We start from the raw sequence: 21,786 nt of genomic DNA on the forward strand, positions 1-21,786 counted from the left end.
ATGCCACTTCTAATAATACTCGCCGTTGTTACCTTCATAGTTGTTTTCTTAATTTCATTCTTCAACCATCTACGCGCAATCCAAATTCAAATTCAGGCATCAATTCAGGAAATCGGAAATCAACTAAAACGCCAATCTGACCTTATCCCCAACCTAGTGGAATCAGTCAAAGGCTATATGAAGCATGAAAAGGATATCTTTACCAGCCTAACGGACGCCAGACGTCTTATAAACCGGGCTTTGGAAACTAAAAACCCGGAACAAATCAACAAAGCCCAAGAATCAATTGGAAAAATCATTAAAGACATTTCCATCATTGTCGAAAGTAATCCGGAAATTAAAGCGTCGCAGGTAGTCGAAAATCTCATGAACGAGCTTCGCGATACCGCCGACAAAGTAACCTATGCCAGAAGACTACTCATCGACCTCACTGCCGATTTCAATACTACCATCTCTACAATTCCGGGAGTCTGGATAGCTCCTATAATGGGTTTTAAAACAGAAAAAGGATTAAGCGTCCCCACCGCCGGAAAATTTCTTGAAGTTTCCGAAGAAGAAACACAAAAACCATCGGTAAAAATCTAATTTTATGCTTAATGTCTACGAACAGGTCAGAAATAACAAATCCAGATCCTCCACCATCATCGCCCTCTTTATAATTTTCATCATTTCCGTTGCAACGATAATTACATACGCCTTTGATTTAGACCCATCATTTGTAATTTTTGCCGTCATTTTTTCATGTTTTTCTTCAGTAATCAGCTATTTTTATGGCGATAAAATAGTCCTCAACCTAAACAATGCCCACCCGGCCAAACGGGAAAAATATTTTGATTTTTATACTATAACAGAAAACCTTGCCATGGGAATGGGTATTCCAAAGCCACAAATTTATGTCATCGAAGACGAATCCCCAAACGCCTTTGCCACCGGAAAAGACCCCAAAAGTGCCGTAATTTGTGCCACTACCGGCCTTCTTAACAAACTCAACCGAACTGAACTTGAAGGTGTAATAGCCCACGAACTATCGCACATTCAAAACTACGATATCAGGGTAATGATGATTGTTAGTGTCCTAATCGGTACGATTTCCATCCTGGTAAATTTGGTTTCCAGAAATCGTCTCGGCAGAAACAGCGACCGTAAAAGCAACGGGCTCTTAATTCTATTAGGATTCATTCTCTTATTATTTGCCCCTTTAATCGGTCAAATTATCCAACTTGCCATCTCGAGAAGTAGGGAATTCCTGGCTGATTCTTCGGCTGTTAAATTAACCCGTCAACCACAGGGATTAATTAATGCTCTCAAAAAAATATCCTCCGACCCCTCGGTTCTCGCCTCAGCCTCAACCGCCACCGCTAGCCTTTATATCATAAACCCCTTTAAAAACAATAAAATCGCCAATCTTTTTTCTACCCATCCCCCTATTGAAAAAAGGATTACCGCCCTTGAGCAAATGCTCTAAGTCGCAAAATTCCCGCATATGGTGATTTTGATACACTTCCTCCAACTTTTAACTTTTGACTTTTAACTTTAGACTTACATATGTCTTTCGTCCATCTTCACGTCCACACCGAGTATTCCCTGCTAGATGGCTTATCAAAAATTAAAAAGTTAACCAGTCTGGTAAAAGACATGGGAATGAATGCCCTGGCTATAACTGACCACGGCAATATGTATGGAGCAATTGAATTTTACAAATCTTGTCAAAAAACCGGTATAAAGCCAATTATAGGATGCGAAATGTATCTCGCTCCCACTAGTAGATTGGACAAAAATAATGCCAGTCGAAAATCATCGCACCTCATCCTTTTGGCCAAAAATCTTCAAGGATACAAAAACCTAATGAAAATGGTCACCATTAGTTTTATGGAGGGCTTTTATTACAAACCAAGAATCGATTGGGAAATCTTGGAAAAATATCACGAAGGAATAATATGTAGCAGTTCCTGCCTTGAAGGAGAAATATCCCAGCTTATCATCGACAACCGATACGATCAGGCTATGGATAAGGCCAAAAATTTCCATCAACTTTTTGGGCAAGATTATTATCTTGAAATCCAAAAGCACGTGGGACTAAAAAATCAGGATGTGGCCAATGAAAAGATCGTAAAAATCAGCCGTGAGTTAGGAATTCCACTAGTCGCAACCAACGATGCCCATTATCTCAAAAAAGATGATGCCTTCGCTCAGGACGTGCTGGTCATGATTAACACTCAAACCACCATTGACAATCAAAAAAGGCTTTCTATGTTTGATGTTCCGGATTTTTATATTAAAAGCCCGGAAGAAATGGCCGACCAATTTTCCCAATACCCCGACGCCATTGAAAATACACAAGTAATAGCCGATAAATGTAATCTTGAAATCGAAATAGGGAAGTGGTATTTCCCTAAATTCCCCCTACCTGAAGGAAAAACATCAGAGGAATATCTTAAAGAAAAAACCTTTCAAATGGCGAAAAACCATTACGGAGAATTAAGCCAGGAAATAATCGATCGCCTCGATTTTGAGCTCAATGTAATTTGTTCCAAAGGTTACGCCCCCTATTTTTTAATCGAGGAAGATTTTATCCGGTGGGCAAATGAAAATGACACATCCTCAAATACCAGAGGATCCGCTGCCGGCTCGTTAGTATCATTTGTCCTGGGAATCACTTCTGTCGATCCCTTAATCTATCAATTGCCCTTTGAAAGATTCTTGAATATGGACAGACCAACTCCACCCGATATCGATCTAGACATCGCCGACGACAAAAGACAGGGAATGCTATACCACATAGTCGAACAATATGGCGTAAACTCCGTTGCTCAAGTATGTACCTTCGGACGAATGATGGCCAAAGGTGCTGTTAGAGACACGGCCAGAGTACTTGGTTATGAATATGCGACGGGAGATAAAATTAGTAAATTGATACCTTTAGGCTCTCAGGGATTCCCGATGTCAATCGACAAAGCTTTAAATACCGCCCCCGATTTAAAAGCCATTTACAACACCGATCCAGATGCTAAAAAAATTCTTGATACCGCTAAACAAATCGAAGGCTGCGCCCGACATATAAGCGTCCATGCTTGTGCCATCGTTATTTCCCCGGACGAAATTACAAATTATTGTCCAACCCAAGTTGAAACTGGTGGTGACAAAACAATTACCCAATATGAAATGCATGCAGTCGAAGATGTGGGGTTATTAAAATTTGACATTTTAGGAATCAGGAATCTTTCAATTTTAGGCTCAGCCGTTGTCAATGTAAGAAAAACAAAAAACATTAATATAGATCTCAGGAAAATACCTCTTGATGACAAAAAAACTTTTGAAATGCTTTCGATGGGAGGCACTATGGGAACCTTTCAGCTTGGAGGCGAGGGTATGACTAAATGGTTAAAAGAACTTAAACCGGAGAGAGTCGAAGATTTAATGGCGATGGTTGCTCTCTATCGTCCTGGCCCCATGGCCATTATTCCGGAATATATCGCCAGAAAAAATGATCCCTCGAAAATCTCATACTTCGATCCCAAAATGGAAAAATACCTTAAAAAATCCTACGGCTTATTGGTTTACCAAGACGATTGTTTATACACCGCCATTGAGTTAGCCGGCTACAACTGGGTAGAAGTTGACAAGTTTCGAAAAGCCATCGGCAAAAAAATACCCGAAGAAATGGCTGCGCAAAAAGAGAAATTTATTCAGGGATGTATCAAAAACGGTTATACCCAAGAAAAAGCCGAAGAGATTTTTAGTTACATCGAACCATTCACTAGTTATGGATTCAATAAGGCCCACGCCGCCTCCTACGGTATGCTAGCTTATCGAACCGCATACATGAAGGCCAATTACCCGGTTGAATTTATGTGTGCTCTGCTTACCGCCGAATCAGGTGATATCGAAAAAGTTAGCGCTGGGGTAGAAGAATGCCGTAACATGAGTATAATTGTCAACCCTCCAGACATAAACCGCTCAGAAAATGGTTTTACAAACGAACCAAACGAACTTTCGAAAGAAGGAATGGCGATAAGATTTGGCTTAAGCGGAATCAAAAATGTTGGCAAAGCTGCAATTGATGATATCTTGTCAGAAAGGAAACAGAATGGTGAGTTTTATACCTTCACCGATTTCTGCCTAAGGGTGGATAGCCAAAAAGTTAACAAAAAAGTTTTTGAAAGTCTTGTCAAAGTTGGCGCCATGGACCAATTTGGAGAAAGAAACTCAATTTTAGTCTCAATAGATAAAACCCGGTCTGATTGCGAAAAACAAAACAACAAAAACAATACAGGGCAATTCGGGCTTTTTGATGGTCCAAAAGATGAAAAAAAGAAAAATTCCGCTCCCCCGGACAGTTTCGCCCAGACAGAACCGATGAGTCAAAAAGACAAACTGGCTCTGGAAAAAGAACTATTGGGTATCTATATAACCGAAAACCCAATTTCCAAAATGCTTGACCAATTTCAGCAAAACGGTTTTCCCAAAATCGGCGATATTACCGCCAAGGGTCCTGATATCACTGTTAAATTTGTCGGTATCATTAGTAAATACAAAAAAATAACCACCAAGAAAAATGGTCTTCCCATGGCCTTCTTAGCGGTTGAAGACGAAACGGGAAAGATTGAGGTTGTTGTCTTCCCTAAAATATTCGAAAAGTGTAACCAAATCTTAATCGAAAATAAGGCCATATATATCGAAGGAAAAACTAATCTTAGGGAAGGCAATATTTCCATACTTGCCGATGTAATCGAAATCAGTCCTCCGCAAAACTCTCCCAAATACGATTTTATTATCCAAGTTCCTCCAAACACTACTCAAAACCAACTTATGAATCTTAACAACTTGCTAAAGAGGAACCAAAATGGGCATAGGGGATTAATAATACTTGCTAGCGGGAAAAACATTCCGCTACCATATGGTGTAAACTACAATTCTGACCTTCAAAAAGAAATCAACAATATCCTGAATATTGATAATTAACCATTTTTAGGCTAGAATACCAAGGTTTTCTCTGCTATAATTAAAAACAATAAGAAATCAAAAATATGTCTCTAAAAATAACCCACAAAGACAGTACCTTTTTAGTAGGGGACACCGTAAAAGTCAACTACAAAATTAAAGAAAAAGACAAGGAAAGAATACAAGCTTTCGACGGAATAATCATTGCGATAAAGGGAATTGGCGACAACAAAAATTTTTTAGTCAGAAAATCCGCGGCAGACGGAATATTCATAGAAAGAATTTTTCCAACAAATTCTCCCTGGATAGAGAGCATCAAAAAACTTAGGGGCCCAAAGACCACCATTAGAAGGTCAAAGTTATACTACCTCCGTAGTCCAAAAGCTAGAAAAATCTAGTTCCTTTTTTAAAAGGGTCCTTAGCTCAGTCGGTAGAGCAGTTGCCTTTTAAGCAATTGGTCGCGGGTTCGAGTCCCGCAGGGCCCACCAACATGTCGCTCTATGGTCTAATTTTAGGAATAAGTTTTCTTGTTGGTATAAACTTTTTCTCCAAACACAATACTTCCGTCCCCAAAGACAAACTCAACCTTTTTATTGTTGGAGCCATAGCCTCTGCTATTATCGGAGCCAGGCTTTATCATGTTGTTGACCAGTGGAGTTATTACTCCAACAACCTTTGGCAAATACTTGCCACATGGAACGGGGGATTAGGAATCTTTGGTGGCATAATTGGTACAATAATATTCATCCTTCTATTTTCATTCTTATCCAAAATCTCTTTTTTGTCGATTACAGATTCCATATCCCCAGTCATCCCCCTGTGTCAGTCCATTGGTAGGCTTGGAAACTTCGTAAACAATGAAATTCCTTCATGGTGGATAGAATCCTGTCTCAGCTTGGTTTTATTTTTCATTTTAAAAAAATCGAAAACTCCGACTGCTCACTATCTAATTGGTTATGGATTAATCCGTTTTCTCTTAGAATTTATCCGCACCGACACCTGGCAAATATCCTCTCTCAAAATAGGCCAGATGATCTCTGTCTTGTTTTTTCTTTCAGGCATCGCTATTATTTCAAAAAACACCAACTCCCGACACAAACAGTATTAATTCCCATGGCGGGTCCACCCATCTCTCCAACCATCTTTTTAATCATACTACCGTCAAAACATTCTGCTCCGAACATCCATTTGATAAGCATTGGAAGCCCCTGAACCAGAAAACTCAGGCAACCAATCTTATCAGGATTACTTCTTTGACTACAAACCAAACTCTGTAGGAAACTCTCTAAATATTGTCAATGCCACTGAAAAATCAATCGCATTAGACATCAAACATTTCAATATTTAATGCTAAAATCTAGCCATGGATCAATTAAACCCCAGACCGCGGGTTCTCACTGGCGACCGTCCAACAGGTCCGCTTCATTTGGGTCATTATGTCGGTACCCTTAAAAACCGCGTCGCGTTGCAAAATAAATACGATTGTTTTTTTATAATCGCCGATTTGCACACCCTAACAACAGCCTCCACCAAAGATAAAACTTCAACCATCAACGAAAGGGCCAAGGGGTTGGTTCTCGACTATTTATCGGTTGGAATCGATCCTCAAAAAAGCATTATCTATCAACAGTCCCGAATTCCCGAAGTAGCTTACCTATCACTAATTTTTTCAAATCTAATCACCGTTCCCCGCGCCCAACGAGTCCCCACCCTAAAAGATGTAATGCACGATCTCCGTATCGAGCAACCTTCTCTAGGGCTTTTAAATTACCCCGTGCTTCAAGCTGCAGACATTCTTATGTGCAAAGCCAATCTGGTGCCCGTTGGCAAAGATCAGGAGTCCCATATCGAAATCGCCCGCGAAGTTGCCCGTGACTTCAACCGTCTTTTTGGCGAAATATTCCCCGTTCCCAAAGCGTTAATAGGCAATATCGGCACCCTTGTCGGTACCGACGGCCAAGCCAAAATGAGCAAGAGTGTCGGCAATTGTATCTATCTTTCCGACGACGAAGACACGGTTATCAAAAAGGTCAAGGCCATGTATACCGATCCCACACGTATAAAACCCACCGATCCCGGTCATGTTGAAAGTAATCCAGTCTTTATCTATCACGATGCCTTTAACGATAACAAAGAAGAAGTTCAAGATCTTAAAGATAGATATACAAAAGGGCAAGTTGGCGATGTCGAGGTAAAAACAAAATTAGCCCTAGCTATAAACAAATTTCTAACCCCCATCCGTGCTAAACGCTCTGAGTTTGAAGGCAATGATAGTCTGATTATTCAAATTATCGATGAGGGGAGTAAAAAAGCCCATGTCGAGGCGCAAAAAACCCTCAATGAAGTCCTGTCTGCCATGGGCATGAAAGACTAGAAAGACAATCAGGCAGAGACATTTACAACATATTTATAAGATCGCAGATTTGAAGGCAAACACCTATTCGATTCATTAATCTCAAAACTTACGACAAACTAGTTGAAATCAGCCTTGTCTCGAACATAAATTTCTCCTGCTTTTGTATCTCTCCAAGTTTTCACTTGGAATTCTATCTGAAACTCCGGCCTCTTCAGCCTTTCGAAAAGTCCAATCGTCTAAAGTATCTTTTAACGCTCGCATGAAGGTATCATAGTCGAAAGGAGTGTCTTGTTTTTCTACAAAAGTATAGCGATAGTCACCTTCATCCCAAGTCTTTATATCAGCAATATCGTGCTGAAGCAAACATTCTAACTTATCTAAGGCATAAGCAAACTTCGCTTCAAGTGTTTGTTTTGCCTCAAACTCTTCCCAAAGAGCAATAATTTCTGAAGATGTTTCTGGACTAAGATTTTTAACTATTTCCCTTATCCCCTCAGATTCAGTTATTGGCTTAGCATCCTGTCTTTGGGAAATTTCGTGCGAAGGAATATCCCCCACAATTGCTTCTCCCAAATCGTGAATAATAAGCATTTTTAAGACCCTCAGCTTATCAACTTTCTTTTTGACCTTGTCCATCAAGGTCAAAGCTACCAACAGGGTCATCCAGATATGCTCAGCAACACTTTCTCTGCGATCTGAATTACTGGTCCAACTATGACGAAGTTCTGTTTTAAGTTTCTCGGCAAGTTTATAAAACTCGAAAAATTTCTTTATTTCTCCCTGCATTGATAAAATTCTAACACAAGAAAAGCGAAGTTAAGACTTTATTCACAATTCAGTAGAAATAGTGGCTGTATATTAAAACATCTTACAATTTTGTGACTCCAGGGGGAGTCGAACCCCCGATTACCTGGATGAAAGCCAGGTGTCCTAGGCCACTAGACGATGGAGCCAAAAACAAACAGTCTATTTTACCAAATAAATCAAAATTCCTCTACACAAGATGTTTGCCTTATACTTCAACCATGCAATATCTTTTCCATGGCGACGATTACGGCACCAGCCGAATGGAGTTTAATCAGCATCTCGATAATTGCCAAAAAACAGAAATTCTTCGCATTGACAATAAACAAATTGACCTTGACAAAATCAATAATTTCATCAATGGCGCGTCCCTCTTTGGTGATCAAAAAATCCTCGCCATCTCTAATTTTTTTTCCATCTCCAAGCCGATTCTCGATAAACTGATACCCATGATTAGCCAAAGTGCTATCGATATTGTTATCTGGCAAGACAAAGTTCTTACCCAAGTTCAACTAAAAACCTTTCCCAAAGCAACCGTCTTTTCTTCAAAGCTCAACAATACGCTTTTCCAATGCCTAAATACAATCAAACCCAACAATCTTAAGAATTTTCTGACCTCATACGAAAAAGTCGACAAAGCCAGTATGTATGATTTATTTCTATATTTACTAAAAAATAACCTCAGAAAGCAGCTTATAGGGCCATCAAGCTTTAACCCCCGCATTCTAAAAACAACCTATCTTCAGCTAATTGAGCTCGATTACCAAAACAAATCCGGTCAACTCACAATTCCAAAAGAAATCGCTCTGGTCAGAATCATAATAAACCTGATAAAGAATTAATAGCCATAATTCTGTTATCATTTTTATAGATGTCCAAAATTGTCAGTAAACCATGGGGGAGAGAAATAATTCTCTCCGAAAGCAATCTGCCTTATACCGCCAAAATTCTTCAAATTTCCGGCGGCAAAAGGCTTTCACTTCAGTATCACGATCAGAAAACAGAAACCCTTGTTCTAGTCTCCGGAAAAGCCATATTATTACGTGGTCCCACCCAAAACAAACTGGAAAAAACCGAAATGACCCCCGATCAGGGCTATACCATTCAAAATATGGAGGTCCATCGCATCGAAGCTATAAGCGACTGTCGAATTTTTGAAGCGTCCACCCCGGAAATCGGCATTACCTACAGACTCGAAGATGATACCAACAGAACCAATGAAACATTAAATCATTTATAAAAATATGGAAACCCCAAACATCCTCTGGTTTAAAGAAATTACCAAAGACAGCATCCCCCAGGCCGGTGGCAAAGGTGCAAACTTAGGCGAAATGTATGGTCTCGACATTCCGGTGCCCAACGGATTCGTTGTCACCTCCGATGCCTATTTCCGATTTATAAAAGAAAACAAGCTTGATATCCAAATAAAAAATGCCCTCTCGGGAATCGATGTCGACGACCCAAACCAACTCCTGTCCGCCTCGAAAAAAGCAAAATCAATCATAAAAAAAGGGAAGATAAGCCAGGCTCTTTCTATCGAAATCATGAAAGCCTACAAAAGACTTTCCGACTATGGCGGCCTAAAAAACAGCCCGGTGGCGGTCAGGTCATCCGCCACGGCCGAAGACTTGCCCGACGCTTCTTTTGCCGGTCAACAGGAAACATTTCTCCATGTTGGCGGGGAAACAAACGTACTAAATCGTGTTCAGGACTGTTGGGCCAGTCTCTTTACTCCCAGGGCAATTTTTTACCGCGAAAAAAAGAAATTTGACCACTTTCAAGTCGGCATTGCCGTCCCGGTGCAAAAGCAGATAAACTCAGAAATCTCGGGCATCGCCTTCACCATGAATCCGGTAACAAACGACAAAACCCAAATTATTGTCGAAACTATCTGGGGGCTTGGAGAATACATTGTTCAGGGAAAAGTCACCCCCGATCAGGTGGTAATAAACAAACACGATTGGAAAATACTATCCAAAAGTCACGTCAGCCAAGATACCCAACTCGTCGAATCTTCCGAAGAAACCAAAGAAACTCCCGTACCCAAAAGCAAGCAGGACAAAATCAAAATAACCGATGATATGGCCCTCAAAATTGCCAAAATTTGTCAAAAGCTCCACAACCACTACGGCAAACCGCAGGATATCGAATTCGCCATAGAAAAAAATAAAATTTACATAGTTCAGACAAGGCCAATAACTACCTTCGTCGCCACCCAAAAAGAAATTGACAAGCAGGAATCCATCAAACAAAAGCCCGATCTCGTTGGGGATTCGGCCAGTCCCGGTCTAGCCTCAGGGGTTGTTGTCATAATCAAAAGCCCCAAAGAAATAGACCGAGTTACCAAAGGCCACATTTTGGTTACCTCCATGACTTCTCCCGATTACGTTCCCGCCATGAAAAAAGTCAATGGAATAATAACCGACAAGGGTGGCCAAACCTCTCATGCCGCCATTGTTAGCCGGGAGCTCGGAGTTCCTTGTGTCGTTGGCACCAAAACCGCTACCAAAGATCTAAAAGAGGGTGATGTCGTTACCCTAAACGGTGCTACCGGCGAAGTCTGGAAGGGAAATTTAGTCACTGCGTCAAATGTTGTCATTACAACTCAACCGTCAGTAAACGGCAAGCCCCGAAAAACTGCCACCAAACTTTTTCTAAATCTGGGCGAGCCTGAATTAGCAAAAGTCATGTCCCAAAAAAACGTCGACGGTGTCGGTCTACTTCGGGCCGAATTTATGATTGCCAATATCGGCATTCATCCCAAAAAAATGATCGCCGAAAACAAACAAAAAGAATACATCGACCAATTGGCAAAAGGGCTACTAGAGTTCTGCAAAAACTTTTCCCCGAGACCTATTATCTATCGGGCCACCGATTTCAAAACCAACGAATACCGATTCCTAAAATGGGGAAAACTATACGAGCCTGAAGAGCCAAATCCGCTTTTGGGTTTCCGCGGTGCCGTCAGATATATCAACTCTAGTGACGTTTTTAATATGGAACTAGAGGCAATAAAATTAGTCAGAAACAAATACGGCTACAAAAACATTTGGCTCATGATTCCTTTTGTCCGTACTCCCCACGAGCTTGAAGAGGTAAAAAAAATCGTTACTGCCGCCGGGCTAATCAGATCTCCCTCATTTAAACTCTACATGATGGTCGAAATCCCTAGCAATGTCATCCTTCTGGACAAATTTATCGATGTCGGAATCGACGGAATATCAATCGGAAGCAATGATTTAACCATGCTCACCCTTGGCCTGGACCGGGACAATCAGGAAGTCGCCAAAAACTTCAACGAAATGGACCCGGCCGTAATCTGGTCCCTCAAAAGAGCCGTCACCAAAGCCAGAAAAAGAGGAATCAATGCTTCTATCTGCGGCCAAGCCCCCAGTAATTACCCGGAATTAGTCGAAAAATTAGTCAAATGGGGAATTACTAGTATCTCCGTTAGCCCCGATGTTGTAGAGTCCACCCGAGATATTATCGCTTGGGCCGAGAAACGAAAAATAGAAAAATAATTACCCAAAAACAACCACCATCTCACCCTTCAATAGGCCGATTTTCCCGGGATTGATTACTTCCTCAAAATTTTTGGTCATCTCACGGCAAATCCTCATCTGAATTTTGTCCCCATATACCTCTCGTATTTCAGCCACTAATTTTTCCACCCTAAAAGGAGACTCATATACAATTTTTACACCATCTACAGTCAAATATTCTTTCAAAACTTTAATTCTATCCCCTGATTTTTTGGGTAAAAAGCCCAAAAAACAAAATCTTCCCGCCGGTAAACCCGCCAACACCAAGGCATTAATAGCGGCACTTGGCCCGGGTATCGACGTATATTTTATACCCATCTCCTGGCATTTTTTAACTAATTTCCATCCGGGGTCAGAGACAATCGGTGTCCCGGCATCGGTTACCAGTCCGACTTTCGACCCTACCCGCAATAGTTCTATTATTTGGGGGATCTTTTGTTCCTCAACTTCATCATAAAAAGAAATCATTTTCGGGTTATTTCTAATACCCAAGTTTTTAAGAAGCATCCCCGTATGCCGTGTATCTTCACACAAAAGATAGTCCACCACTTCCAATGTTTCCACCGCCCGCAGGGTAACATCCTTAAGATTCCCAATCGGTGTGGCAATTATATACAACATTTATATTTCTTTTAAATCAAAATTTTTAACTGTTTTTTTGTCGGCGTTAAAATGAAAAACCGCTTTAATACTGGTACCCCTCAAAACCACCGGCAACCAGTGTTTATCTGTCTGCCACATCATTTCGTATGGTATTTTTTCAATATCAAACCACTCTGGCGCCATTTCTTCGCTTTCGCTTGGTTCTCCCTGCCACTGATAACACAAAAACAAATAAACAAAAACTTCAAAATCATCTTCAAAAACAAATAAAACTTCCCCTCTGGATTCTAGCTGCCCCAAATCAACTCCAAGTTCCTCTTTGGCCTCTCTCCTTGCCGCCTCAACTACAGTCTCGCCTTCCTGGATTTTCCCTCCGGTTCCATTCCACAAACCCACACCCAAACCTCTCTTCTTCATGGCCAAGCAAATTTTGTTTTCTTTTATCAAAAAACAATTGGTTACTACTTTTCGCATTTTTAATTAAAATTATCAATTATTTTATCTCAAACTCTTCCCAAAACGAATCAACCACATAAGTTTTTATCCCAATCGTCATTTTTTGTCCACCCAAATTCGAATCCATTATAACCTTTTTAATTCCCAGAGCCCAATCCTTTAGTAAATCCAAATTTTTTCTGGAGGTCTCACCTCTTATCAACACATCCCTTTTCCCCTCATAAAGCTGATACTCTTCAAAATCAACAATAATTTCGTCTACACCTTTATGAAACAATTCCGCCGTAAGCCCCGCCACACCAGTCTTTAGATGCAAATAATTTTCACTCATTAAATTAGCCAGACTCTTTTTATACTTAAATGTAATTGACGACATAATTAATTAAATTGTCTAATAACCGCTACTACTTTCCCCCTGATCTCCACTTCTGTCACAAAAATAGGGGACATGGTTGAATTTGCCGGTTGAAGCCTGATTCTATTGGCCTCGCGATAAAACCTCTTCAAGGTGGCAAACCCATTTCTCAAAACCGCCACCACAATATCACCGTTGTTTGCCTCCTTCTGCTCACGTACCACCACATAATCACCGCTCAAAATCCCATCATCAATCATCGAGTCACCCTTTGCCTGCAACACATATGATCTTTCCCCGGGCCGTACCAGTCCGGAATTCACCATTAGCGTTGCATTTGGGTCAGTATACGGTTCAATGGGCGCTCCACAGGCAATATATCCCAAAACCGGTAGCTCAAAAAAATTCCTTTCTATCTTAGCCTGACCCGCCTCGGTTCCGGTCACCTCAATCCCTCTCACCGCCCCCTTGTATCGCCTGATCAACCCCTTCTTTTCCAACACAGCCAAATGCTCGTGAACGGTAGCCAAAGAAGATAAACCCAAATATTGGGCAATCTCCGTCAATGTCGGTGCATAGCCAAATTTGTCAATATTCTTATTAATATAATCTAAAATTTGTTTTTGCCTTCTGTATATTACCGTTGCCATATTCAAGATATTACGCGAATAATACCCGAAGTCAACTACCAAAACAAAACTGACTAAATGTTATATTTAAACATACATTATGTTTGCCATTATTTTTCTCGCACTACTTATAGCCTTTCCATCCCCATCTTTCGCCGCCGGTGAGTTTAAATCAGTTCAGGAAATAGTTTACAATGTCGATCAAGCCGGAAATGCCCTGGTTCAGGAAAAAATTACCCTGACAAACAATTTGTCCCAAATCTACATAAAAAAATATACTATAGAAATCAATGGATCCGATATAAAAAACATAGTTGGAAACGATGAATACGGAAATATTGTAATCACCTCCGAAACAAAAGGCGACAAAACCACTATCAATCTGGAATTAAACCAACCAGCGGTAGGAAAAGACAAGACAAACACCTTCAACCTTTCTTATTCCATGGGCAAATTTGCCATCCACAAAGGGAGTATCTGGGAAATAAATATTCCCGAATACAATACTTTATCTGAAAACGATACCACCAGTGTCACCGTCAATACTCCCACCTCTTTCGGTAAATTATCATTTTCCTCCGTTGCGGCAAAAACCCTCCTCGCCTCCAACAACCAGAATCAAATCCAACTTTCCCCAAACCAGGCGGCCAACAAAAAAATCCTCCTGACCTTCGGTAATTTTCAACTCTTCAACTTCGAATTAAAATATTTCCTCAACAATCCCTCCTCAGATACAATCAACACCGAAATTGCCATTCCGCCTACCACCGAAAGCCAATCAGTAATATTTTCCGGCCTCACCCCCAGCCCAAACAATGTCTTGATAGACGCCGACGGAAACTGGTTGGCTCAATATCAGCTGTCTCCAAACCAAGAGATATCCGTTATCGCTTCCGGCCAGGTCAAAATTTCACCGCCATCCCCGCAGCAGGTAGATATAAACACCGAAATCTACACAAAACCCGAGTCCTTCTGGCCAACCGACGATCCTACCATAGCAAGTATTGCCGAAAAACTAAAAACACCCAAAGATATCCACAAATATGTTGTCTTCGCCCTGTCTTATGACTACAAGAGAATCGACTCATCCGGCCGCAAAGGCGCCCTCGAAGCAATCCGTACCCCCGGTGAATCCTTGTGTACGGAATTTACCGACCTATTTGTTACTTTAGCCAGAGCCAAAAAAATCCCCGCCCGGGAAATCGAGGGCTTCGCCTACACCAACAATCCCAAAATAAAACCGACCAACACCAACGCCGACATTCTCCACGCCTGGCCGCAGTATTGGGACAAATCAAAAAAGCTATGGGTTTCCATCGATCCCACCTGGGAAAAAACCACCAACGGAATTGATTATTTCACCAACCTCGATCTAAACCATTTTACCTTTGTCATTCACGGATTAGACAGTCAATATCCGCCCCCACCCGGTTCCTACAAAGACAACAAAAATATAAAGACGGTTGATGTCTCTTTTGCCACCGAGGAGCTAGAGGAAAGTTTCTCTCCCCCCCAAGTTACCGCCTCCAAATACACTCCCCTCACTAATCCCCAAGTTGATATAAAAAATATAAACCCAAATCAAATAGGGCAAATCGCCGTCTCCATTACCAATTCAAATTGGACCAAGACGATAAGCACTCTCCCTCCGTTTGGGAAATTAACCATCGACATTCCCAAAATGCCATTCTTAGTCTCCCTTCTGCCGATTAATCAAAAAACAAAAATTATGGTCTCATCAGACAAAATAGCCCCGACCGAATATCAAATTGTCTATCCTCCCCACTTCCTAAATTTGGGGATTACTATCGGTATTCTTATGCTTACACTGGCTATTGGAGGTATAATAGTGACTGGTACAAAAAAACCAAAAATATGAAAAGATTCCTCCGTCTTTTTCTCATAATCATCTTCTGTCTCATCACCGAAAACGAGATTTGGAAAAATCTTTCTTTCTCGCCGGTTGTTCCGACAATTATCAAGGTGGCTCTTGTTTTAACCATCTTCGAATTAGTCCTAAAGCCGATTATAAAAATTCTCCTTCTCCCCATAAACATTCTGACCTTGGGCACAATCAGGATTGTCATCAACACCCTGGGCTTATATATCGCCATTTTTTTAATCAGCGGTTTTCAAATCAATAATTTCACTGCCTTCAATTTTAAGTTGGAAGGCTTTTTTGCCTATCTTGCCAGTTCACTTACCATCAGTTTTCTGCTATATATATTCAATATAATTTTATACAGAAAAAAAAGTTAATATGAAAACTACCCTGATAATTTTTCAAATAATACTATCCCTTGTCCTTTCCGTTCTCATCTTCCTTCAGCCAAACGACGAAAGCAACAGCCGGGGAAACATCATGTCATCGGTCGAGTATCAAAAAAGAGGCTGGGAAAAAACTTTATTTAGTCTGACCATAATCTGTCTGATTTTATTCCTAATTTCGTCAATTATTCAAACAATAATTTAACTCCTTTTGATCAAAAAACTCAGGTTTACCCTAGAACTCTATTTAAATTATCTGAAGCGAAACCTGGTCCTTCTCCTCGGCGGGTTCCTGGTCGGCTCTGTTTTTTTTATTGGCCGAAACCAGCTGATTACTTTCTATCAAAATCAGTTCAAATCAAATCGGATTATCGGCGTCGAAGGTCTCTCTACCTCCCAAAACCTCCCCTCAAACATTTTGGAGAAAATCAGCTATGGCTTATTTATCAATCAAGAAAACGACCGCCCGGATCTTTCTCCGCTGGTCAAGTCCTTCGACATTCAAAACAACAACCTTGATTACATCATCGAGTTAAATGACAATATTTATTGGCATAGCGGCAAAAAATTTACCGCCGATGACATTTTTTATAATATTGCCGGAATCAAAATTGAGCCCATATCCGACACCTCACTAAAAATCAGTCTCAACAAACCCTTTACCCCCATCCTCTCTGCCCTAACCAAACCGCTTATCCAAAAAAATCTTGTCGGCCTGGGTGAATATTTGGTCAAACAAGTCACCCACAGCGAAGGCTTCGTAAAACAAATCACCATTATCCCCACCGACAAAGCCAACCGCACTTCAATCACCTACAAGTTTTATCCCGATGCCGAAGGTGTAATCAATGCCTATAAACTGGGAGAGATTGATGAAGCCGCTACTGGCTTGCTCCCCCCCGAAATGACCTCCTGGGCAAACACAAAAATTACCCAAAAAATCCATTCCGACAAAAAATATGCCGCTGTTTTTATCAATACTGCCAAATACGATTCAAAGTCTACTCGCCAGGCACTCAGTTACGCCACCCCCAAAACCACCGACAGAAATGAAAGATGCTTTGGCCCGATTCCCCCAAATTCCTGGGCCTACAATCCCTCGGTCAAGGAATATACTTACAACCCGGCCCGCGCCAAAGAATTAATTGGCGACACCAAAATTGAACAATTGAATTTATCGGTCACCGATAGAACCCTTCTGCCAATTGCCGAAAAAATCAGCTCCTCATGGGAGCAAAACCTGGGCATCAAAACAACAATCACCGTCGAAAACCAAATTGACAACCAAAATTACGACGCAATTTTGGCATATTCAGGCATCCCCTCCGACCCCGACCAATATACCTTTTGGCACTCTACCCAAACCGAAACCAATATCACCCATCTAAACAATTCCCGCATCGACAAGCTTCTGGAGGAGGGCCGCACCCAAACCGACATTACCGAGCGCAAAAAAACCTATCTCGATTTTCAGCAATTTCTCTCGGAAGAATCACCGGCCATCTTCCTTTTCTACCCCACCTCATTTACATTTTCCAGAATAAAATAACATATGACCAAATTCGAATTAGGTGCTGTTTTTATCTTTCTTTTGCTTTTGTCCTATGCCGGTTATCTCTCCTACCAGAGCATTGATTTTGATGTTCTCAAAAAACTCGAAGCCCAGCCTCTGGTTCTGCCACCTCCGCCCACCACTATACCGATTCAAAAATAATTTTGCCTCAGTTCTACATATCTTTTACGTATTAGCAGTCTTATACCCCAAGTGCTAACAACCCCCTCAATTTCCATATTCCAGACAGATAGGGCATATCCAAATGGTAAAATACAACCATGACCAATAATCTATATTGTTTCGCCCTCGGCACCAACCACTCCCTCTGCAAGGTCGAAATTATTAATGTCCTTTACCAAAAGGAAATTAGCTTCGAAATTATCGAGGCCTCGCAGGAAACTCTAATTATTAGCACCCCCATTGAGCTCGATCAAGTTATTTCCATAAACGACTTTGGCAGTACCGCCAAGCTTATAAAAATCCACTCCTCCGCAGACCTTTCCGACTTTTTTTCTACCCCCCAAAACATCCTCGGCCCTTACCTTTTTCCCAACCAAACAAGTGACCATATTCAATCCGGCCTTAGCCTTTACGGAGCCGGATGCAAGTACAAGGATTTAAACAAAGCTTTTAGCTTAACGGGGGCTTTGGTCAGTGAAATAAAAAAATATTTGTCAAAGCACAATATAAAAAGTAATTTTCTGCCGATCAAAGAAAGAATTATTCCAACTGCTAGCGTAGACAACACCAAAATTCTCTCCAAAGGTTATGAGCTAGTGGTCGCTGTCGGCAAAGAAACAATCTATGTGGGCAAAACAATCGCCATCCAAGACTACAAAAGTTATAGTTTCCGCGATTACGAGCGGCCCGCCCGGGATTCCCGCTCCGGCATGACCCCGCCCAAACTTGCAAAAATGATGGTTAACCTTGCCCGAAAAACCACCGATCAGCCTCTTCTCGATCCCTTCTGCGGCAGCGGAACCTATCTTATGGAAATGCTGTTATTGGGATTCAACCACATCACCGGCTCAGACATCGACCCGGTCGCCGTCGAAAACTCAAAAACCAATACCGAGTGGGTCTTAAAAAATTATCCGCAAATCGACAAAAGCTCAGAGGTTGGTATTTTCCAATCCGATGCCAAAAAAATATCGCAAAAAATTGCCAAAAAAAGCATCGATGCCGTCATTACCGAGCCATATTTGGGTTCTCCAAAAGCCATCCGTTTCAACCCTCTGCAAATTAGTCAGGAAATCAAAAAGTTGGAGCTTCTATATTTAGAATCGTTTAAAGAGTTTTCTTCTATCCTTTCAAAATTCGGCACCATTGTCATAGTTTTCCCGGTCTTCAAATATAAAGATAGTTTCTATTACCTAGAAATTATAAATAATTTAAAGCAAATTGGTTTTGACCAAAAAAATTATCTGCCCGATAAATACGCCGCAGAGCAGGACAAGCTTCATCTGACTCTCACCGATAGGGGAACCATCGTTTACTACCGCCCCGATCAAACAGTCTCCCGGGAAATCATCATCTTTTCCAAAAGATAACCTCCCGTCTTGCCCTCCGTAGCCTTGGCGCAGGAGGGTCATTGCGCCTGTCCGCCTTTGGCGGAAGGAGCAAAGCGACGTGGCAATCCCTGCCTGCCGGCAGGCATGGTTTACGGCAAGAAATACAAGACCGCCCCTCTCCCCATATTCATCCACAATCTTCAAAAATACTCCCGAATCACCTCAAACATTTTTTTATGTCCCTGTTTATTTGGGTGAAGCCCATCCGCAAAATCCTCGGCCAATAACTTTTCCTGCAAAGAAATAAACCGGCCTCCCTTTTGTTGCGTAATTTTCTCAATAAGTTTATTATATTCAGCCGTACTGTCGCAGCTAAATGGTTCATCCCCCCTCCAGTCGCCCAAAACCAGACCTACAAAATTTATGTCTTTTGTAAATCTACTCGCCGTATCCACCAATTTTATTAGATTAACTACAAAAAGTTCAGGATTATAATCTTTTGTGTCGTTAATCCCTATAGCAAAAATAATCGAGTCAGGATTTCTTACCGACGCCTCACCTTCAAACCGTTTCAAAACATCATCAGTCGTGTTTCCGCCAATTCCCAAATTAAATACATTAACAAAGCTATCAAAATATTTATTTTCCAAATATCGTCTTAAAAGTTCCACCCAGCCGGCATTTACATAAGCAGCCTGGGCAACACTGTCTCCAAAAATACAATATGTTTTATCCATTTTTTAAAAAGATAATCTATTCTACCAAAACCCCATCTACTCTCCGGTTAGCCCCAGCCCCCAATCTATTGTTTCCACCCATTTTTTGGAAGTATTAGAATAATCAAGCGGCAAACACACTAGTTCCTCCCTGCTAACCCACCTGATATTCATAAGTTCATCATCCTTATAGTCAATCTTTTCCCCATTCCACTCGACAACAAAAAACTTGCTAAATTCAGTTTGTTCGGGAAACCTAAAAAGATCACCCGACATTTCTCTAAAATTTTTTGGCTCAATCCCCAGTTCTTCTTGGACTCCCCGAACCAGTGCCTCTTCATACGACTCTCCCGAAATTACGTGTTCTCCCAAAAAACATATTTTCCCCGGATCTGTTTTTTTACTCATCGCTCTTTGGGTAATCAAAATCTTTTTTGCCTTCTTGTCAACCAAGGTAAAATGAACCGTACGATGAATTAGTTTAGGATCCTGTGACATTCCTCCCTGCTTGCCTGCCCCACCACTTCATCATTTTCATCAACCACATCAAATATTTCCATATAATCCTATTCTACCAAACAATGCTAAACTTATTTTGTGTTCCTTTCTACACTAATCGCCCTATCTTTTGTCAATAATCTTTTCTCTCATCCTCCCAAAACTCCTCCCGCCCGCAACACCTACAAAATTATAGATGTAATCGACGGCGACACCATAATTACCGACAAATTCCAAAAAGTTCGTCTTCTAAGTGTTGACTCCTCCGAGTTTTCCCGTTGCGGCAGCTCTGAGGCCAAAAAACAACTTGAGACTTTAGTCAAGGGCAAAAATGTTTATCTCAAAGAAATTATCGCCGACAAATACAGCCGTCTGGTAGCTCTCGTTTATGTCGGCAAAACTTTTGTAAACGGTGAGCTCGTCAAATCAGGGTGGGGGAGATACAACAGTATTAATTCCACCCAAAGCGATCTTCTTCTTTATTATTCCCAAGTCGCCCAAGCCAACAAATTTGGTGTTTTTAGTCCTCTCTGTCGACAAACCGAAAATCCTACCAATTCCAAATGTATAATCAAGGGCAATGCCTCCCGAGACGGCCGGTATCTTTATTTCTTCCCGGGCTGCAGCGATTATTCCCGGGTTATCGTCGAAAAAGATCTGGGTGACCAGTGGTTTTGCACCGAGGCCCAAGCTCAAAAATCAGGCTATACCAAATCAGAAAATTGTTACAACAAAACCTATAGTCAACAATAGATAGGTTACAATATCGTATGAAAGATTTAAGAGAAGAACTGGCGAAACTCGAACATTTGCAGTGGACCTGTTGGTCAAAATTTATGTTAAATAATTTAACTGAGGAAAATATCGCCAAGTGGAAAAAACAAATCAATACTCCATACAATGAATTAACTGACCAAGAAAAACAAAGCGATAGAAAATGGGCTGACAAAGTTTTGGAAATTATCCAGAAATAAAAAAGTGTTGTAATCTGTACTTCTAGTTTTTTAGAAAACTTAGACTTAACCCTTCCGAATAAAGAATCAAACTCCCCCTCTTTGGTCAACCAATCCGCCCAAATAATTCGCCTTGTATATTAACTTATCCCCCAAAAATATTTTTTCTTCCCCAAAAAATTTATCCGCCTCACCCCGCCAGGTATTTGTGTAAACATATTCTCCTTCCCTAAATTCTTTCGGTCCCCTAAATGGATAATCAGCCGGCATAAGTTTCAGTGCATCTCTCAAAATTCCGTAAACAGAATTGGTTTCAACTCCTTCCTCAACCCATCCATAATAAACCATCATCCAACAGGGCTTACCCTCGTAAAAAACAATGGTTCTCCCCCCATAAGGTTCGCCGCCAAAGAAATTGTCATGAGATCTCCATTCCCCCTTTTCAAACGGAATTGTGGTGGAGCCATCTGGCTCCTTTTCCCACTTTTTCGTCTTACCACCGGCATAACCGGCATTGTTTGAATCGATAAGAAACTTTTTTAATGATTCAATATTCATTTTATTTTTGTGGTTCAAAAAAAGACCTTTTGTTGGCTCTC

The 21,786-nt window shown here is 41.0% G+C and carries 25 protein-coding genes and 2 tRNA genes; 18 read left to right on the plus strand and 9 right to left on the minus strand.

Going from position 1 to position 21,786, the window contains the following annotated elements; translation table 11 throughout:
• The 7 genes from WC841_02090 to trpS all read left to right on the plus strand — a co-directional run bounded on the left by WC841_02090 (position 1) and on the right by trpS (position 7,315).
• Complete coding sequence (locus WC841_02090) at positions 1 to 585, plus strand: LemA family protein (GenBank protein ID MFA5828139.1); 585 nt, start codon at positions 1 to 3, stop codon at positions 583 to 585.
• Positions 586 to 589: 4 nt separating this feature from the next.
• Complete coding sequence (locus WC841_02095) at positions 590 to 1,465, plus strand: M48 family metallopeptidase (protein ID MFA5828140.1); 876 nt, start codon at positions 590 to 592, stop codon at positions 1,463 to 1,465.
• 80 nt (positions 1,466 to 1,545) lie between these two features.
• Positions 1,546 to 4,962 (plus strand): DNA polymerase III subunit alpha, encoded by a 3,417-nt coding sequence (locus tag WC841_02100; GenBank protein ID MFA5828141.1) that lies wholly within the window; start codon positions 1,546 to 1,548, stop codon positions 4,960 to 4,962.
• 65 nt (positions 4,963 to 5,027) lie between these two features.
• Positions 5,028 to 5,339: a 50S ribosomal protein L19 gene (rplS, locus tag WC841_02105; GenBank protein MFA5828142.1), complete on the plus strand. Its 312-nt coding sequence runs from the start codon at positions 5,028 to 5,030 to the stop codon at positions 5,337 to 5,339.
• A 14-nt stretch (positions 5,340 to 5,353) separates the two neighbouring features.
• Positions 5,354 to 5,429, plus strand: a tRNA-Lys gene (locus WC841_02110).
• 2 nt (positions 5,430 to 5,431) lie between these two features.
• Complete coding sequence (locus WC841_02115) at positions 5,432 to 6,049, plus strand: prolipoprotein diacylglyceryl transferase family protein (protein ID MFA5828143.1); 618 nt, start codon at positions 5,432 to 5,434, stop codon at positions 6,047 to 6,049.
• 255 nt (positions 6,050 to 6,304) lie between these two features.
• Complete coding sequence (gene trpS, locus WC841_02120; protein ID MFA5828144.1) at positions 6,305 to 7,315, plus strand: tryptophan--tRNA ligase; 1,011 nt, start codon at positions 6,305 to 6,307, stop codon at positions 7,313 to 7,315.
• Between the two features lie 108 nt (positions 7,316 to 7,423).
• On the opposite strand, the gene WC841_02125 is transcribed toward trpS, so the two are convergent.
• Both WC841_02125 and WC841_02130 read right to left on the minus strand, forming a co-directional pair.
• Complete coding sequence (locus WC841_02125) at positions 7,424 to 8,083, minus strand: HD domain-containing protein (GenBank protein MFA5828145.1); 660 nt, start codon at positions 8,081 to 8,083, stop codon at positions 7,424 to 7,426.
• Between the two features lie 93 nt (positions 8,084 to 8,176).
• Positions 8,177 to 8,250: transfer RNA gene (locus tag WC841_02130), tRNA-Glu, on the minus strand.
• A gap of 72 nt (positions 8,251 to 8,322) precedes the next feature.
• Between WC841_02130 and WC841_02135 the strand changes: the two genes are divergently transcribed.
• The 3 genes from WC841_02135 to ppsA are packed head-to-tail and all read left to right on the plus strand — an operon-like array spanning position 8,323 to position 11,622.
• Positions 8,323 to 8,943 (plus strand): hypothetical protein, encoded by a 621-nt coding sequence (locus tag WC841_02135; GenBank protein ID MFA5828146.1) that lies wholly within the window; start codon positions 8,323 to 8,325, stop codon positions 8,941 to 8,943.
• Positions 8,944 to 8,972: 29 nt separating this feature from the next.
• Positions 8,973 to 9,341, plus strand: a complete 369-nt coding sequence (locus WC841_02140; protein ID MFA5828147.1) for a cupin — start codon at positions 8,973 to 8,975, stop codon at positions 9,339 to 9,341.
• Positions 9,342 to 9,345: 4 nt separating this feature from the next.
• Positions 9,346 to 11,622 carry a phosphoenolpyruvate synthase gene (gene ppsA / locus WC841_02145; protein MFA5828148.1) on the plus strand — a complete coding sequence of 759 codons (2,277 nt, stop codon included), beginning with the start codon at positions 9,346 to 9,348 and terminating at the stop codon, positions 11,620 to 11,622.
• Here ppsA and rsmI read toward each other — a convergent pair whose 3' ends face one another.
• The 4 genes from rsmI to lexA are packed head-to-tail and all read right to left on the minus strand — an operon-like array spanning position 11,623 to position 13,707.
• Complete coding sequence (gene rsmI / locus WC841_02150; GenBank protein ID MFA5828149.1) at positions 11,623 to 12,264, minus strand: 16S rRNA (cytidine(1402)-2'-O)-methyltransferase; 642 nt, start codon at positions 12,262 to 12,264, stop codon at positions 11,623 to 11,625.
• Entirely contained in the window at positions 12,265 to 12,720 is a 456-nt protein-coding gene (locus WC841_02155) for an 8-oxo-dGTP diphosphatase (protein ID MFA5828150.1), read from the minus strand.
• A 19-nt stretch (positions 12,721 to 12,739) separates the two neighbouring features.
• Positions 12,740 to 13,078, minus strand: a complete 339-nt coding sequence (locus WC841_02160) for a hypothetical protein (GenBank protein MFA5828151.1) — start codon at positions 13,076 to 13,078, stop codon at positions 12,740 to 12,742.
• A 2-nt stretch (positions 13,079 to 13,080) separates the two neighbouring features.
• Positions 13,081 to 13,707 carry a transcriptional repressor LexA gene (gene lexA / locus WC841_02165; GenBank protein ID MFA5828152.1) on the minus strand — a complete coding sequence of 209 codons (627 nt, stop codon included), beginning with the start codon at positions 13,705 to 13,707 and terminating at the stop codon, positions 13,081 to 13,083.
• 79 nt (positions 13,708 to 13,786) lie between these two features.
• On the opposite strand from lexA, the gene WC841_02170 reads away from it, so the two are divergent.
• From WC841_02170 to WC841_02195, 6 genes are all read left to right on the plus strand, one after another.
• A complete protein-coding gene (locus WC841_02170) occupies positions 13,787 to 15,565 on the plus strand; it encodes a transglutaminase domain-containing protein (protein ID MFA5828153.1) in 1,779 nt (592 codons plus the stop codon).
• On the plus strand, positions 15,562 to 15,945 hold the full coding sequence (locus WC841_02175) for a phage holin family protein (protein MFA5828154.1): 384 nt from the start codon (positions 15,562 to 15,564) through the stop codon (positions 15,943 to 15,945). Before WC841_02170 ends, WC841_02175 begins: the two co-directional genes overlap by 4 nt.
• A gap of 1 nt (position 15,946) precedes the next feature.
• A complete protein-coding gene (gene secG / locus WC841_02180; GenBank protein ID MFA5828155.1) occupies positions 15,947 to 16,159 on the plus strand; it encodes a preprotein translocase subunit SecG in 213 nt (70 codons plus the stop codon).
• Between the two features lie 6 nt (positions 16,160 to 16,165).
• Entirely contained in the window at positions 16,166 to 17,503 is a 1,338-nt protein-coding gene (locus WC841_02185; GenBank protein ID MFA5828156.1) for an ABC transporter substrate-binding protein, read from the plus strand.
• A 3-nt stretch (positions 17,504 to 17,506) separates the two neighbouring features.
• Complete coding sequence (locus WC841_02190; protein MFA5828157.1) at positions 17,507 to 17,668, plus strand: hypothetical protein; 162 nt, start codon at positions 17,507 to 17,509, stop codon at positions 17,666 to 17,668.
• A gap of 119 nt (positions 17,669 to 17,787) precedes the next feature.
• Entirely contained in the window at positions 17,788 to 19,059 is a 1,272-nt protein-coding gene (locus tag WC841_02195) for a hypothetical protein (GenBank protein ID MFA5828158.1), read from the plus strand.
• 161 nt (positions 19,060 to 19,220) lie between these two features.
• Here WC841_02195 and WC841_02200 read toward each other — a convergent pair whose 3' ends face one another.
• Together WC841_02200 and WC841_02205 are read right to left on the minus strand one after the other, a co-directional pair.
• Entirely contained in the window at positions 19,221 to 19,757 is a 537-nt protein-coding gene (locus tag WC841_02200; protein MFA5828159.1) for an SGNH/GDSL hydrolase family protein, read from the minus strand.
• Positions 19,758 to 19,793: 36 nt separating this feature from the next.
• On the minus strand, positions 19,794 to 20,234 hold the full coding sequence (locus tag WC841_02205; protein ID MFA5828160.1) for an NUDIX hydrolase: 441 nt from the start codon (positions 20,232 to 20,234) through the stop codon (positions 19,794 to 19,796).
• Positions 20,235 to 20,333: 99 nt separating this feature from the next.
• Here WC841_02205 and WC841_02210 point away from each other — a divergent pair, with 99 nt between their 5' ends.
• Together WC841_02210 and WC841_02215 are read left to right on the plus strand one after the other, a co-directional pair.
• A complete protein-coding gene (locus WC841_02210) occupies positions 20,334 to 20,987 on the plus strand; it encodes a thermonuclease family protein (GenBank protein ID MFA5828161.1) in 654 nt (217 codons plus the stop codon).
• 17 nt (positions 20,988 to 21,004) lie between these two features.
• Entirely contained in the window at positions 21,005 to 21,208 is a 204-nt protein-coding gene (locus tag WC841_02215; GenBank protein ID MFA5828162.1) for a hypothetical protein, read from the plus strand.
• Between the two features lie 66 nt (positions 21,209 to 21,274).
• Here the strand turns inward: WC841_02215 and WC841_02220 are convergent, their stop codons facing one another.
• Positions 21,275 to 21,745, minus strand: coding sequence for a DUF5680 domain-containing protein (locus tag WC841_02220; GenBank protein ID MFA5828163.1), 471 nt, complete (start codon positions 21,743 to 21,745; stop codon positions 21,275 to 21,277).
• Between the last annotated feature and the right edge of the window lie 41 nt (positions 21,746 to 21,786).

It is taken from the genome of Candidatus Shapirobacteria bacterium, from assembly GCA_041659325.1.
Taxonomy (GTDB): domain Bacteria; phylum Patescibacteriota; class Microgenomatia; order UBA12405; family UBA12405; genus JBAZYN01.